The organism is Bacillus methanolicus (assembly GCF_028888695.1).
GTDB lineage: Bacteria > Bacillota > Bacilli > Bacillales > Cytobacillaceae > Bacillus_Z > Bacillus_Z methanolicus_B.
Window position 1 is genome coordinate 1033855 of record NZ_PNFF01000002.1, and the last position, 14182, is coordinate 1048036.

The 14182-nt window shown below is 37.4% G+C and carries 13 protein-coding genes and 1 CRISPR repeat array; of the genes, 10 read left to right on the forward strand and 3 right to left on the reverse strand.

Annotated features, from left to right (window positions below; all coding sequences use genetic code 11):
* Nucleotides 1-11 precede the first annotated feature (11 nt).
* From cas5b to cas2 (C0966_RS16805), 8 genes are all read left to right on the forward strand, one after another.
* On the forward strand, nucleotides 12-746 hold the full coding sequence (cas5b, locus tag C0966_RS16770; RefSeq protein WP_274856796.1) for a type I-B CRISPR-associated protein Cas5b: 735 nt from the start codon (nucleotides 12-14) through the stop codon (nucleotides 744-746).
* A gap of 52 nt (nucleotides 747-798) precedes the next feature.
* A complete protein-coding gene (cas3, locus tag C0966_RS16775) occupies nucleotides 799-3282 on the forward strand; it encodes a CRISPR-associated helicase Cas3' (protein WP_274856797.1) in 2484 nt (827 codons plus the stop codon).
* Nucleotides 3270-3782, forward strand: a complete 513-nt coding sequence (cas4, locus tag C0966_RS16780) for a CRISPR-associated protein Cas4 (protein ID WP_274856798.1) — start codon at nucleotides 3270-3272, stop codon at nucleotides 3780-3782. The genes cas3 and cas4 overlap by 13 nt, the downstream gene beginning before the upstream one ends.
* Nucleotides 3782-4789 carry a type I-B CRISPR-associated endonuclease Cas1b gene (cas1b, locus tag C0966_RS16785; protein WP_274856799.1) on the forward strand — a complete coding sequence of 336 codons (1008 nt, stop codon included), beginning with the start codon at nucleotides 3782-3784 and terminating at the stop codon, nucleotides 4787-4789. The genes cas4 and cas1b overlap by 1 nt, the downstream gene beginning before the upstream one ends.
* A gap of 8 nt (nucleotides 4790-4797) precedes the next feature.
* Entirely contained in the window at nucleotides 4798-5061 is a 264-nt protein-coding gene (cas2, locus tag C0966_RS16790) for a CRISPR-associated endonuclease Cas2 (RefSeq protein WP_274856800.1), read from the forward strand.
* 9 nt (nucleotides 5062-5070) lie between these two features.
* The gene (cas6, locus tag C0966_RS16795) at nucleotides 5071-5817 is read left to right on the forward strand and encodes a CRISPR-associated endoribonuclease Cas6 (RefSeq protein WP_274856801.1); all 747 of its coding nucleotides are present in this window, start codon (nucleotides 5071-5073) and stop codon (nucleotides 5815-5817) included.
* A gap of 198 nt (nucleotides 5818-6015) precedes the next feature.
* Nucleotides 6016-7717: a CRISPR direct-repeat array (repeat unit 30 nt; unit sequence GTTTTTATCTTAACTATGAGGAATTGAAAC).
* Between the two features lie 84 nt (nucleotides 7718-7801).
* Complete coding sequence (locus C0966_RS16800; protein WP_274856802.1) at nucleotides 7802-8131, forward strand: hypothetical protein; 330 nt, start codon at nucleotides 7802-7804, stop codon at nucleotides 8129-8131.
* On the forward strand, nucleotides 8083-8352 hold the full coding sequence (gene cas2 / locus C0966_RS16805) for a CRISPR-associated endonuclease Cas2 (RefSeq protein WP_274856803.1): 270 nt from the start codon (nucleotides 8083-8085) through the stop codon (nucleotides 8350-8352). The genes C0966_RS16800 and cas2 (C0966_RS16805) overlap by 49 nt, the downstream gene beginning before the upstream one ends.
* Nucleotides 8353-8519: 167 nt before the next feature.
* Here the strand turns inward: cas2 (C0966_RS16805) and tnpC are convergent, their stop codons facing one another.
* Genes tnpC through tnpA form a run of 3 tightly spaced genes read right to left on the reverse strand, consistent with a single transcriptional unit; the run spans nucleotide 8520 to nucleotide 10837 of the window.
* On the reverse strand, nucleotides 8520-10115 hold the full coding sequence (tnpC, locus tag C0966_RS16810) for an IS66 family transposase (protein ID WP_274853325.1): 1596 nt from the start codon (nucleotides 10113-10115) through the stop codon (nucleotides 8520-8522).
* Between the two features lie 49 nt (nucleotides 10116-10164).
* Nucleotides 10165-10521 (reverse strand): IS66 family insertion sequence element accessory protein TnpB, encoded by a 357-nt coding sequence (gene tnpB, locus C0966_RS16815; RefSeq protein ID WP_096549681.1) that lies wholly within the window; start codon nucleotides 10519-10521, stop codon nucleotides 10165-10167.
* Nucleotides 10511-10837, reverse strand: a complete 327-nt coding sequence (gene tnpA, locus C0966_RS16820; RefSeq protein ID WP_274853324.1) for an IS66 family insertion sequence element accessory protein TnpA — start codon at nucleotides 10835-10837, stop codon at nucleotides 10511-10513. Before tnpA ends, tnpB begins: the two co-directional genes overlap by 11 nt.
* Nucleotides 10838-11650: 813 nt before the next feature.
* Between tnpA and C0966_RS16825 the strand changes: the two genes are divergently transcribed.
* Nucleotides 11651-12847 (forward strand): CRISPR-associated protein, encoded by a 1197-nt coding sequence (locus tag C0966_RS16825; protein WP_274856804.1) that lies wholly within the window; start codon nucleotides 11651-11653, stop codon nucleotides 12845-12847.
* Nucleotides 12848-12852: 5 nt separating this feature from the next.
* Nucleotides 12853-14181 carry a TIGR02221 family CRISPR-associated protein gene (gene csx2, locus C0966_RS16830; protein WP_274856805.1) on the forward strand — a complete coding sequence of 443 codons (1329 nt, stop codon included), beginning with the start codon at nucleotides 12853-12855 and terminating at the stop codon, nucleotides 14179-14181.
* Nucleotide 14182: the final 1 nt, after the last annotated feature.

Sequence of the window (14182 nt, forward strand, 5' to 3'; positions counted from 1 at the left end):
GGGTGACGTTTATGAAGATGCTTATTTTTGACCTTATCGGGAAGATGGGTCATTTCCGAAAAATGGATACTAACTCATCTTCTCTATCGTACTCCTTTCCGCCACGAATGACGATTGCTGGCATGCTCGCTGGTATTTTAGGGATGGAGCGAGACAGCTATTATGAAGTATTTTCACCGAATCAATGTCAAATTGCGGTATCGGTACGTACACCGATTCGCAAAGTTATGCAAACGGTAAACTATATGTTTGTAAAATCAAAAGCCCATTTAAACAATAGTGAAGGACATACGCAAATTCCCATTGAGTTTGTGCTCCCGGGGGGAGATGAAGCCAATTTGCGGTATCGCATCTATTTTTCCCACCGTGATCCATCTATTTATGAAAGCGTGAAACATCGAATACAATCAAGCCGGTATGTTTATCCTCCGTATTTAGGGTTATCTGAATTACTTGGGAAGTTGAACTGGGTTGCTGAAGCAGAGGGAACGCTAGTAGAAAACGATGAGACAGTTCCAATCCATTCTGTTGTAAGAATTCCTGATTTGCGCGAGCGGTCTATTCAATTTTCAACCGAAACACGCATTATTAAGGAATTCATGACACGCCAGTTTACGAATGAGAGAATGATTTATGAAACCGATTATTACTTATTTGAACAATCGCGACAATTAGTCGCTAGTCCGGCTGTACCTTTTGTAGCCGTTGCTTACGGGGAAGAAAAAGAAAACGTTTTATTTTTGTAAAGCAGGGCAGCGGTGGGTTTACCGCTGCTTTGTTTTTCAAGGGGTGATTCAAATGTATTTTTCTCATAATAATCCAGAGAAAAAATTGACTGTGCATTTAAAGGAAGTATACGAATATTCGCAAGATATGCTGAAAAATGTACCGCTGTCTACTGAAAATCGCAATGTACTTGAATATATCAGCAAAATCGTTGCGGTAACGCACGATTTCGGTAAATATTTATCATATTTTCAGGATTATTTGCAAACCGGTGAAGAGAGCGGAGATTTGCATCACCATTCGTTTATTTCCGCCGTGTTTGCCGCTCACCTTTTACGCCATACGACAAACTTAAATGCTTCATGGTCTGAGTTTGCCCCATTATTAGGTTACTTCGTTATTATGCACCACCATGGGAATTTGCGTGACGTTTCCCTAGATGTAACAAGATCGCGCCATATTGTTGAAAATACCGTGCAAGATTCGCTACATTATCGAGTTATCACGTTGAAACATCAAATAGATGATATTAAGAAACATGCTTCTTCCATTATTGACGATTTGTCTTCTTTATGGAACGAGCTTTCCATTCCGTTGTCTTTTTCTGAGGAACTTCATCGTTTTCTTCAAGACTATGAAAAAACATTTGATGAGGTTTACCGTCAATATTACTTAATAAGCAAACGAAGAAAACTTGAACTAACGAAGGAACTTTACTATTATGCATTGGTACTGTATTCAGTGCTCATCAATGCTGACAAATTATCGGCTGCTAATATTAAGCGAAAGCCGCGCGTTTATATTCCAGACCATCTTGTTGACCAGTATCGCCAAGCGAATTTTGATGTGGAAGTGACAGAAGGGACGAACGGTTGGAGAAACCGCATGTACAACGTTGTCATGAAACGAATCGACTATGTTTCAAAGATGAAGCCAGAGCAACGATTGTTTACGTTAACGGCGCCAACTGGGGCGGGAAAAACGCTTTTGTCGCTTTCCGTTGCTTTAAAATGGCGCGAGCAAACAGAACGGAAGTATGGATATTCACCAAAAATTATTTACGCTTTGCCGTTTACAAGCGTCATCGACCAAAACGAAAAAGTCATTCGTGATTTGTTAAGTCAGTTAGCCGATTTTCACGCGAATGAACAACGGTATTTAGTGAAGCATCACCACTTATCTACCTTCCAATACAAAACTGAAAACGAGGAATTGCCACTTCGTAAAGCGTTGTTGCTGACGGAAAGCTGGGAGGCAGAACTGATTGTCACGACATTTGTGCAATTGTTTCATACACTGATTGGCTACGAAAATTGCACGTTGAAAAAATTCCACCAAATCGCCGGAAGCATTATAATTCTCGACGAAATTCAAAACGTGCCGATTGAGTATTGGCCATTATTTCGTTCTGTATTGCATAAAATGGCAGAATTGTTTTCCTGCAAAATTTTGCTATTAACGGCTACGCAACCGCTCATTTTTACTGAAGGAGAGACAATTGAGCTTCTTGAATCCGAGAACGTAAAACCGATTGATTTCTTTAAAGAAATGGAACGTGTCGAGCTTCATTGGTTAGGGGGAGAAAAAGGCGCGTATAGTCCTATTGAATGGATAGAGTTGTTTCAAAGCCGCTTTGAAGATGGAAAAAACTATTTAGCGATTTTTAACACAATTAAGACATCGATAGAAATTTATGAAGGGATAAAAGAATGGTTAATCGAACGCGGTTATGAGGTGATCTACCTTTCTACAAATATTGTGCCTCGTGAGCGGAAACGACGCATTGAGCAAATTAAACAGCTTTTAAGAGAGAAGAACAAAGTCGTTGTTATTTCTACGCAAGTTGTGGAAGCGGGAGTCGATGTTGATTTTAATGTGGTGTATCGCGATTTGGGGCCAATTGATTCTATCGTACAAGCTGCGGGGCGCTGCAATCGCAACAGAAAATTACATGAACTTGGTAAGGTGTATATTACTCCGATTGAGCGTGACGGAAAGTTAGAGTCACAGTATGTATATGGGGCTGTTCATACAAAGATAGCGAAAGAAGTACTGCCAAAAACAGCGGTTTCCGAGCACCAATTTTTTGATATCATTGCCCAATATTTTACTGATGTGCGAGGCAATAAAGCGTTTACTGCTTCTGATGGAATTATAAAAGCGATCGAAGAGTTAAAATTTGACGCAAAAGATAAACAAGGAAGCAAAAACGAGCCGGAATATGTATCCGAATTTCGGTTAATTGAAGATGCGCATCAAGCGGTGGATGTATTTGTCGAAGCAGAAGAACAAGCGACGAATATTTGGCAGCAATACATTCAGAAGGTGATCGAAGAGAAAGATTTCGAAATCCGATTCGAAAATTATTTGGGCATGAAAAAAGAAGTGCGCCAATATGTCATTTCGGCCCCGATTAAACTAGTAAAGAATCTTGACCGTGATTTGTTTGATAAAACAAGAATGCTTTACTTATCCAATGACATCTTAAACCAATACTACAATTGCGAATATGGGCTGATTCGCACAAGTGAGATGGTGGATGCATGGATTATGTAATGGATGTGAATGGAACGCATATTTGGTATTACTTTATTTGCAAGCGCGAAGTTTGGCTGATTATTCATCAAATCGCTGCTGATCAAGAAGATGATAACCTTGAAATTGGCCGCTTCATTTCGGAAACGAGCTATCAGCGCGAGAAAAAAGAGCTGCTTATCGGCAATATTAAAGTGGACCGAATTCGCCGCGAAGGGGATACGCTAGTTGTCGGTGAAGTGAAGAAATCATCAACATATGAAAAAAGCGCTCTCTATCAATTGTTGTACTATCTTGATACATTGCGAAAAATGGGGATTGAAGCGAAAGGAGAGCTGTTATTTCCAAAAGAAAAGAAAGTAACGAAAGTGGAATGGACAGAAGAAGGAAAACAAGTTTTGGAAGAGGCGATTGCTGATATCCGCCGCATTTCTCGCTTGCCAGTCCCTCCAGAGCCGAAGAAAATTGGATTTTGTAGAAGCTGCGCATATCGTGAATATTGTTTTGCGGAGGAATCGTGATGAAAAAGACGCTCTATATTTTTCAAAGCGGCGAGCTGATTCGTCAAGACAACAGTATTTGTTTTGAGACAGCCGAGCGAAAACGGGTGCTTCCTGTTGAAGATGTTAATGATATTTACATTTTCGGAGAAGTAAATGTCACAAAGAAGTTTTTGGAGCTTATGGCACAAAAAAATATTTGTATTCACTATTTTAATTATTACGGCTACTATACGGGAACGTTTTATCCACGGGAGCATTTAAACGCAGGGCACGTCATATTAAAACAGGCGGAAGCGTATTTAAATTCGGAGAAGCGTCTTGCTTTAGCGCGGAAATTCATCGACGGTTCGATCGGGCAAATGATACAAGTTTTGAAATATTATCAAAACCGTACACAAGCCAACAGCGATAAATTTAAGGAAATGATTCTGGATTTTCAATTAAGTCGAGAAAAACTGGAACAATGGACGAGTGTCGAGGAAATGATGTCGACTGAAGGACATGTGCGAGAAAAATATTATAGTATGTTTGATGACATATTAAATCGTAATCCAGATTTTTTGTTCGAAAAACGTTCTAAGCGACCGCCGCTCAACCGTCTAAATGCGATGATTAGTTTTGGAAATCAGATTTGCTATACGATGGTGTTAAGTGAAATCTACAAGACGTATCTTGACCCACGCATCAGTTATTTACACGCGACAAATTTTCGACGTTTTTCGTTGAATTTAGACGTTGCGGAAATATTTAAACCAGTTATGGTCGATCGCCTCATTTTTACTCTAGTAAATAAAAAGATGATTACAAAAAAAGATTTTGACAAACATATGGAAGGGATTTTGTTATCAGAAGAGGGAAGGAAAAAATTTATTGAGGAATTGGACAAGCGCATGAAAACAACAGTAAACCACCGGCATCTTGGAAAGTCCGTCTCATACCGCCGTCTCATTCGTCTCGAACTTTATAAAATTCAAAAGCATCTTCTCGGTGAAAAAGAATACGAACCTTATCGTTCGTTATGGTAGGTGTTACTATGTTTGTTATACTAGTTTACGATTTTGAAAAAAAACGTGTTGCAAAAGCCTTGAAGATCGCAAGGAAATATTTGTACTGGGTGCAAAACTCGGTGCTTGAAGGAGAGATTTCTGAAGCAAACTACGTCAAGTTGAAAACGGAATTGGCAAATATTATGGATCCTAATGTTGATTCTGTTGTTTTCTATACATTTCGTACGCAAAAATATACGAAGAGAGAAGAGATGGGATTGCGAAAAGGTGGAGAAGATAACATTTTATAGGGGGAACAAATGAGGCTTACAATTCAATTCAGACCGAAAAATGGTACACTTATCCTGCCAATTAATTACGAAGAGGTGCTACAAGGATTTTTATACCGTTCGATTCAAGATTTTGAATTAGCGAATTTTTTGCATGATTTTGGATATATGAAAGAAAAGCGGCGGTTTAAGATGTTTACATTTAGCCGATTGTCTGGAACATATCGGATTCATCGTCAGGAGAAAGAAATCGAGTTTTTTGATGAAGTAACATGGCAAGTTTCTTCTTTGTTAGATTCGCTTATTTTTGATTTAGCGCGAAACTATTTATTGAAGGAACAATTTTTGTTAAATGGACAGCCGATTCATATCGAGGAAACAGTTGTAAAGTCGAAAGAGATCGCTGAAAAATGTTCTTATCAAATTAGGATGCTCTCGCCGCTTACAGTCTACAGCACTTATGAAAACCGATACGGCGAAAAGCGAACCCATTTTTTCTCACCGTTTGATCCTGTTTTTTCTGATATGGTAGAGAAAAATTTTTGTAATAAATTTCAAGCCTATTTTCAAGAGCAGCCAACGGAAAGGATAACCATTAAACCGAAAAAAGTAACTCAAAAAGATAAGGTTGTTACAACGTTTAAAGATTTCCGAATCAATGCGTGGAATGGAACTTTCGAAATTCAAGCTCCATTGTCTTATCTAAAATTTATGTATGAGGTTGGCATCGGAGCGAAAAACTCACAAGGATTCGGAATGTTTGAAATCATAGAATAGTCTCCTTCCTTGTCGTCGACCCCCAATATTGCACTAATACCGGGAGATCGACGACAAAATTATTTTTGAGGTATTCACGAGAAAAACAAAGAAAATACAAGAAAAATAGGGAATTGATAACAATTCCGTTTTAAGTTAAAATGAAGTCAAATCGATTTGGATTATTATCAAAATGCTGTTATAGCAGCATTTTTTGGGGTTTTTATCTTAACTATGAGGAATTGAAACTTCAATATTAGGAATGAATATTTTAGTATTTGATGGTTTTTATCTTAACTATGAGGAATTGAAACATTTTGAATAATTTTTCCACTTCAATATCAAAAGCTTCGAGTTTTTATCTTAACTATGAGGAATTGAAACAAATCCGACATACATGCCCAAAACAATTTATACTTGTTTTTATCTTAACTATGAGGAATTGAAACTGTAAAGGAAAATATTTTTTGCAGTATTTACATTGTTTCCGTTTTTATCTTAACTATGAGGAATTGAAACTCAGCGAATGACTCAATCAAGTCAGTATCGATGTCAAGGTTTTTATCTTAACTATGAGGAATTGAAACCGACTTTGACAACGCGTTCTGATGGGCCTGTAAAGGTTTTTATCTTAACTATGAGGAATTGAAACGCGATTGTCCATTGAACGATTGCTATGACTAAAGAAATCGTTTTTATCTTAACTATGAGGAATTGAAACATTTGTGTAGCGATATTTTATGGACTGATTTTTTTATGTTTTTATCTTAACTATGAGGAATTGAAACGAACGCATCAAAATCCGCTTGTGTCGCTTCTCGAACGTGTTTTTATCTTAACTATGAGGAATTGAAACGATTTCACGTAAACCGCGTCTAATTGTTTTGCTTGGTTTTTATCTTAACTATGAGGAATTGAAACAAAGTTTCTCTTTTAAATCGTTGTATTTTAGTCCTTTGTTTTTATCTTAACTATGAGGAATTGAAACTGATAAAAATAAAAATCATCGTGACAAGAACCGTCACGTTTTTATCTTAACTATGAGGAATTGAAACATAGTGCGGTTACATCTTCCTGTGTTGGTTTCTTTCGTTTTTATCTTAACTATGAGGAATTGAAACATTAATTTTGCCGGCGATTGGATCAGAGCCGCGGGAAAGTTTTTATCTTAACTATGAGGAATTGAAACTAGCTTCCCGTCCGGGTTTTGACCCTTTCATGTTGACCGTTTTTATCTTAACTATGAGGAATTGAAACAAAATTATATAAGAGAATATGCTGAATTATGTAATATGTTTTTATCTTAACTATGAGGAATTGAAACATCCATGTGAACTTCAACCCATACTTCATTAAAGTATGTTTTTATCTTAACTATGAGGAATTGAAACTAGCGAAAATGAAACACCTTTTGATATCCATGTCACGTTTTTATCTTAACTATGAGGAATTGAAACTGGTGCAATAGGAGCGCCAGGGTATTCAGTAATCAGAAGTTTTTATCTTAACTATGAGGAATTGAAACTGCCATACTGACCCGTTACTCATTTGTGATAAACTGTTTTTATCTTAACTATGAGGAATTGAAACAAAGAATAGTATTCGTTTTTTCCAATTATCAAATGGGTTTTTATCTTAACTATGAGGAATTGAAACTAGCGAAAATGAAACACCTTTTGATATCCATGTCACGTTTTTATCTTAACTATGAGGAATTGAAACTGGTGCAATAGGAGCGCCAGGGTATTCAGTAATCAGAAGTTTTTATCTTAACTATGAGGAATTGAAACTGGAACATATAGCTGCGGTCATGAGGGCCGAGTGAGGTTTTTATCTTAACTATGAGGAATTGAAACTTTCTTCCTTAAAAAGAAATACCACACCACTAGAAGTTTTTATCTTAACTATGAGGAATTGAAACTAACACTTTGACAGATGGTGAACAATTGGAGGGTAAGTTTTTATCTTAACTATGAGGACAGAGTTTAAGCTGTTTAGTGATGAAATGGAACAACAGCTGCTTAAACAAATTAAAGCAATTGACTTTGAACAATTAAATCAAGTTTATCAACCATTAATTCCTACATTATCAGAAAAACCATTTACAAAATCACAGTTTCAGCAGTGGATTCATGATATGTTTACACAAGGCCGTAAGATTCGCCGCTGCATTATGCAGTGGAATGATAGTAATGAGTCCCTTGCGCCTTATGTCCAATTGTTATTTGTATTTTCTCTTCTTTTAGATGCCGATAAATCGGAAGCTGGGATCATGCAAAAGGAAACATGGTCGTTTTCGGATCGACTGTGTATGATTTTAATGAGAAACGTGTAGCTAAGGCGTTGAAAATTGCTCGTAAGTATCTTCATTGGGTGCAAAACTCTGTTTTTGAAGGAGAAATTTCACAAGCGAATTATAAAAAGCTTAAGATCGAATTGCAAAATATTATGAATCCGGATGAGGATTCGGTTATCTTTTATACATTTCAAACGCAAAAATACTGGTTACGTGAGGAATTTGGGTTAAAAAAAGGCGGTGACGAATTTATTTTGTAGAAAGAAGGAAGTTATGCAACTAACGGCAACTATGAAGACAACCGTCTGGCCCGAACGATAAAACTTTCTTTTTGTAAACCGGAATTGGTAGACTAAACTCTAAAGGGTTTGGGAAGTAAGCGTAAAATAACGCCCACGTGTTTTTTCGTGGGCGTTTATTATATGCTCTATTTAGTTTTATTTGGTATGCGACATTCTTCTGGAATTGTCTTCGACCAAGGAAGGAGTTGATCGATGGCTTCTACATCATTGTGATCTATCAATGGTAATTGTTCGAAAAGATAGGTTAAGTAGTTCAATGGATTTAATTGATTCTCTTTAGCTGTTTCGACAATGCTATAAATAATAGCGCTGGCTGATGCACCTTTCATCGATTGTGCAAATAGCCATGCCTTCCGGCCCATCACGAATGGTTTAATCGATCGTTCTGCACGATTATTATCGATTTCAAGTCGACCATCTTCTAAAAACACTATGAGCTTACTCCATTGATTTATACAATATGTAATTGCCTCTCCCAATTTGCTTTTTGGGGGAACATAAGGGCGTTTTGTTTTTAGCCATGCCAAAAAAGCGTCTAACACAGGTTTACTGTGTTCAAGACGGTATTCTTTGCGCTGTTTGGGAGTACAGTTCTCAAATTTTTCACTGATTTGTCTTTCAATCTGGAATAATTGATTACAGAATTGAATTCCTTCTGCAGCGGTTGATGATGTTTTATCCACATTGGCTGGTAATGCCTTCAGTGCTTCATCGAATTTTCGCCTTGCATGTGCCCAACACCCTACCAGTTCGACATCCTTTAATTCATGATATCCTGCATATCCATCTACATGCAGATATCCCTTAAATCCTTTTAGAAAAGCCTTCGGATGTTTACTGTGACGAGTCGTTTGATAATCATATAAGATGATCGGCGGTACGTCTCGTCCTGTTCGATACATCCACATATAGGACTTCGAATTCGCTTTTCGTCCAGGTTCTGCTAGAACTTGAAGTGTAGTTTCATCCGCATGTAGAATATCGTTTTCGAGTAATAGCTCATGCATCCGTTTATGTAAAATGGAAAGCCAATTGGTTGCACCATAAATCATCCAGTTGGCGAGCGTTTGGCGTGATAAATACACACCGAATCGTTCCAACTGCTTTTCTTGACGATAAAGAGGCATTCCTTCCACGTATTTTTGGTTCATGATATAGGCCATAGCCGATGCAGATGCCAAACTTTTTGGGTAAATTGGTGTTGGCATTTTGGCCGTGACAATCGGTGTCTCGATTCCTTCCCGTTCACATTGACGGCAACTGTAAATATGTTGAACATGCTCAACGACTTTTACTTGAGCAGGAATAATCTTGATTTCTCTTCGTATTTCCGTACTCATTTCGTGTACGGTTCCACCGCAACACAAACAAACCTGCTCTTCTTCGGCTAAACGATAGTGAATCGTTTCCGTCGGCAAGTTCTCTAGTTTCGCATCGCGTTGTCCTACAGACTTCTTCCGTTTATAAGTAATGGTTTCAAGTGTAGGTTCTTCCACTTCTGTATCCGCTGTGATTTCAGCTTCATTAAAAAGAGGAAGTTCGAGTTGATCCGGATTCGTTTTTTCACTGGAAGCCCCAAATTTTTTATGTTGGCTAAGGCGGAATTGTTCTTCCAACCATTTGATTTTAGCCTGTAAGGCTTCATTTTGTTTTTTGAGTTCCGCATTTCTCGCTTGCAGTTCTTCAATTGTTGATTCATTGGTTTGTTTGTGTTTGTTCATAAGTTAAAGAATAAAGGAAAGGAATTGACAGGTCAATGTCAAATTCCTTTTAAACCATGATTTTAGCTGATACTTGTTCATGTGCTTGTTTTTGTTCAAATGAAAGACCATCGAGCAACCAACTGAATTGGCGGGGAGTGATGCACAAAGGGCCGGGAGTTCTTTCATCAGGCCATTGAAAGACCCCTTTCTCTAAACGACGATAGTACAACCAAAACCCATTGTGATCCCAATGGAGAATTTTCAATTTATCTCGTTTCCGATTACAGAAAACAAAGAGATTAGAAGAGAAAGGATTTAACTGAAAGCTCATTTGAACAATGGCTGCTAATCCATCAATCGACTTGCGTAAATCCGTTGCCCCCGCTGCTAAATAAACATGTTGAATGGATGTTTTACTTAACATGTGTTTTCAGCACCTGAACCACTTCGTTGAAAAGGAGTGGATTGAAACCTTCTTTTACTTCGATGGAAAATTCCCCAATGTTAACGATGAGCGGGGAGTTTTTTTCATCCAACGGATGGGATACTTCAACAGTTAGCCATTGAGGGGAAGTCCGTGAAGTTTCAGTTGTCTCTAACTCTAGTCTTTTCATCCATTTATACATACTTTGATGACTTACTTGATTTTGTTTGCACCAAGCTTTTATACTTGACTCTCCACTAGATCGATAAGATTCGATTCGTTGTTGCCACAATTGTTTTCGTTCATCTGGGGACATAAAAATAAAAACCTCCTAACTTTTGATGTTGATCTAATTATCACAAAACATCAAAATGGTTAGAAGGTGTGGGATATTTGGCGCTTACTTTGGGAATGTTCTGTATCATTTGAGAAGTGTAGTGATGGAGCGCTTGTCGTCGATCCTCAATCGTGCAAAAACAGGGATCGACGACAAAATTATTTTTGGAGTATTTGCAAGAAAAACAAACTTACCTATGAGGGATTGAAACACGCCTTTTCTTTTTCCGGATCAAGGTCCACGACAGGTTTTTATCTTACCTATAAGGAATTGAAACCCTGTGATTGAGGGATGTTTTCCGCTTGACTACCTAATTTTTTATCTTAAATATGAAGAAGTGAAACCCCCGTGTATACATTTTTTTCACTTTCTGAATTAAACTTCTTCCATAACATTAAAAAACCAAATATTTGCTCTATTATCCAATTCACTTGGTACAGGAATGTTTTTGAATCCTGTACCAAGTTTTTTATTTGGAGATTAAAATAAAGCAATGTTTTATTTTCATAGCAATAGTTTTCAATTCATTAAATAACATACGACACAGGACACTGTAATGAGTGATTATATGTTTACTGTTTAATTCATTTGTACAGTTAGCTTTGCTATTTGCGTTAGATTTTCCAAGTAGCAATGAAATTTTGATGAAGGTTTTTTATCTTGATATACCTAAAGAAATTTGCTAGTTTCCTAGAATTCTAAGGGTATTTTTATTGTATCTGGTAATGTAACCCTTTAAAATTAATATAAAAGTTACCAAATTTATATAATATTGGAGTTGTAATAGGAAAAATGTACCATACTGTTGTGATGACGTGCGGAGTTTCTTTATTAACAGGGGAGTCGAATGTTTTTTCTATAAAAAGAGAAGGATTTCCTGAGCTCCATGCATCTTTGCAGGAAAAAGAGATTACGTCGAGCATAAACGAGGAGATTGAAAAATGGGTACGATGTGCGAAACGTGTTGTTCATGAAGTGAAAATGAGACCTAAAGAAGTGTCTGCTGAATTCTCTATGATGTATGCATTACGAAAAAGAGGGAAACTTTCAGATCGACCGACAGTCATTCTCCTCTTAACTAAAACGGTGGGCGGCATTATTACAGAAAAATTGCTTTGTTATCTATTTGAGAAACAGTTTCAGGCGGATGTGAAAGTTTTATACGTTGATATTGATGTCCAAAACCCAAAACAACTGAATTTGACGATCGGGGAATATATGTGGAAATTAAGTGATGCCTTAGGACGAGGAGAGCCAAACTCTACATGTTTTGCACCCATCGGCGGATATAAAGTAATGACATCCTTTGGCTATATCGTCGGTTCGTTTTTAAATTATCCGACTGCTTACTTGCATGAATATCATCAAATTTTACATGAAATTCCTCCAATTCCTTTAGATATTAATGATAATTTCGTTCACGAAAATATCGTGCTTCTCCGCAAATGCCAGAAAGATTATGTGAAATTCGAAGAACTATTTCTTGTTGAGCAAACTTGTGTTGAACAATATCCTTCATTATTTCAAAAGGAAGAAGGATTAGTAGGTTTAACTCCATTTGGTCAATATTTGTTTGAGCGTAACAAATATGAGCATTTATTTAATACGCGATATTTTGCTTCTAAGCAAGTTCGAGCATTTATGGAGCTAAACCATCATCAATCTATTTATCTTATTCAGCAAATGCGCGAACTAGTGAAGAAATTAAAGCATGGTGAAGGACGATTAGGCGAAATCATGCATGAGAAACAGTTTTCGACTATTAATCAACAAAAAGTACAATACCATCTTTATAAAGGAGCAAGTAATGGACTGACTGTTTTTCGTCTTGCCTACCGTTATGACGAAAAGGAAGATGCTTTATATGCGAACTATTTATGGTTAGACCACAATCGATATGAACGAGAAGCGGCTACAGGTCGGGGAATTTATCAATCAGAACAAGACTTTGCCGAAATAACTGATTCATCTTTCGTTGCTATGAGGTGATAGAAATGTCGAGAAAAATATTATTGTCCTTTTTGGGACTTAGTGAATATAAATCGTGTTTTTATATGTATCAAGACAGAAAGTCTACTTATAGCCGTTTTGTCCAAACAGCCATCTATGAATTAATGAAAAATGAAGGGGAAATGGACATTGTTATTTTTGCTACAAAAGAAGCGAAAGGAAAAAACTGGCGTGATTCAGTGAATAGTAAAGGCGAGTGGCTGGAAGGATTGGAAACGGCATTTCATCGCATCGCTCCAGAGGCTAACGTGAGGTTGGTTGAAATCGAGAGCTCACAAGATGAAGCGGCAAATTGGCAACTCTTTGATATCATTTTGCAAGAAATTCGAGAAGGTGACGAAATTTATTTTGATATTACCCATAGTTTCCGGTCCATCCCGTTTGTAGCATTAATTGTACTTAACTATGCACGGTTGGTAAAAAAGGCATCCATTGGAAAAATTTTGTACGGCCTATTTGAACAGCTGGGCAATCCGCGAGAAGTCGATCATATCCCTCCGGAAAAGCGGATTGCGCCGATTGTTGATGTGACGAACATGGCAACGCTGCTGGATTGGACGAACGGAATTGACCAATTTATTCGTACCGGGGATGCATCGATGATTAAGCAGTTAACCGGAACGGAAGTCGGGAAAGTTTTTCGAGATCAGTCATCTAAACCGGAAGAAAAACGACAAATGGCAGAACTGCGGAAACTGGCTGATCAGCTCGACTTGGTTGGAAAATCATTGCAAACATGTCGCAGCCTTGGAATTACGGAGGAAGTAAGGAATTTGCGTAATCAGCTACATACGGTTCGTGAGCTGGAAACGGACGCAATCAAACCGCTCATTCCGCTATTAGATGAAATGGAAAAGAAATATGAAGCATTTACAGTTGATGAACTTGACAATTATTTTGTCATGGCAAAATGGTGTGAAGAGAACAAACTTATTCAGCCTGGATTAACATTATTACAGGAAAACTGTATAACGGCTATTTGTCAAGTATTTAATATTGACCAAACTGATATACACAAACGCATGGATATCAACTCTGCAATTCGCATTTTATTGGAACGAATTCCGAAGGAGAACTGGCGTGTCCGAGATGAAAGTTTCGTTGAAGAGATGATTAGCAAACTTCAGCCTTATCGTGAATGGATAAAACCGTATAACGTCATTACTGAATACCGTAATGATATTAATCATGCAGGGGCTAGTGCTAATGCTCGTGAGGCAAAAGTTTTTTATAATCAGTTGTCTAAAAGTTTAAAAGAGTTAAAGCCATTGTTTGAAAAAATGTCGGAACTTTCAAAAGAAAAAACAATGTAAA

What these genes read in the sequence shown, in the direction of transcription:
- cas5b (WP_274856796.1), top strand. Translation starts at nt 12, where the DNA reads ATGAAGATGCTTATTTTTGACCTTATCGGGAAGATGGGTCATTTCCGA.
- cas3 (WP_274856797.1), top strand. Translation starts at nt 799, where the DNA reads ATGTATTTTTCTCATAATAATCCAGAGAAAAAATTGACTGTGCATTTA.
- cas4 (WP_274856798.1), top strand. Translation starts at nt 3,270, where the DNA reads ATGGATTATGTAATGGATGTGAATGGAACGCATATTTGGTATTACTTT.
- cas1b (WP_274856799.1), top strand. Translation starts at nt 3,782, where the DNA reads ATGAAAAAGACGCTCTATATTTTTCAAAGCGGCGAGCTGATTCGTCAA.
- cas2 (WP_274856800.1), top strand. Translation starts at nt 4,798, where the DNA reads ATGTTTGTTATACTAGTTTACGATTTTGAAAAAAAACGTGTTGCAAAA.
- cas6 (WP_274856801.1), top strand. Translation starts at nt 5,071, where the DNA reads ATGAGGCTTACAATTCAATTCAGACCGAAAAATGGTACACTTATCCTG.
- C0966_RS16800 (WP_274856802.1), top strand. Translation starts at nt 7,802, where the DNA reads ATGGAACAACAGCTGCTTAAACAAATTAAAGCAATTGACTTTGAACAA.
- cas2 (WP_274856803.1), top strand. Translation starts at nt 8,083, where the DNA reads ATGGTCGTTTTCGGATCGACTGTGTATGATTTTAATGAGAAACGTGTA.
- tnpC (WP_274853325.1), bottom strand. Translation starts at nt 10,115, where the DNA reads ATGAACAAACACAAACAAACCAATGAATCAACAATTGAAGAACTGCAA.
- tnpB (WP_096549681.1), bottom strand. Translation starts at nt 10,521, where the DNA reads ATGTTAAGTAAAACATCCATTCAACATGTTTATTTAGCAGCGGGGGCA.
- tnpA (WP_274853324.1), bottom strand. Translation starts at nt 10,837, where the DNA reads ATGTCCCCAGATGAACGAAAACAATTGTGGCAACAACGAATCGAATCT.
- C0966_RS16825 (WP_274856804.1), top strand. Translation starts at nt 11,651, where the DNA reads ATGTACCATACTGTTGTGATGACGTGCGGAGTTTCTTTATTAACAGGG.
- csx2 (WP_274856805.1), top strand. Translation starts at nt 12,853, where the DNA reads ATGTCGAGAAAAATATTATTGTCCTTTTTGGGACTTAGTGAATATAAA.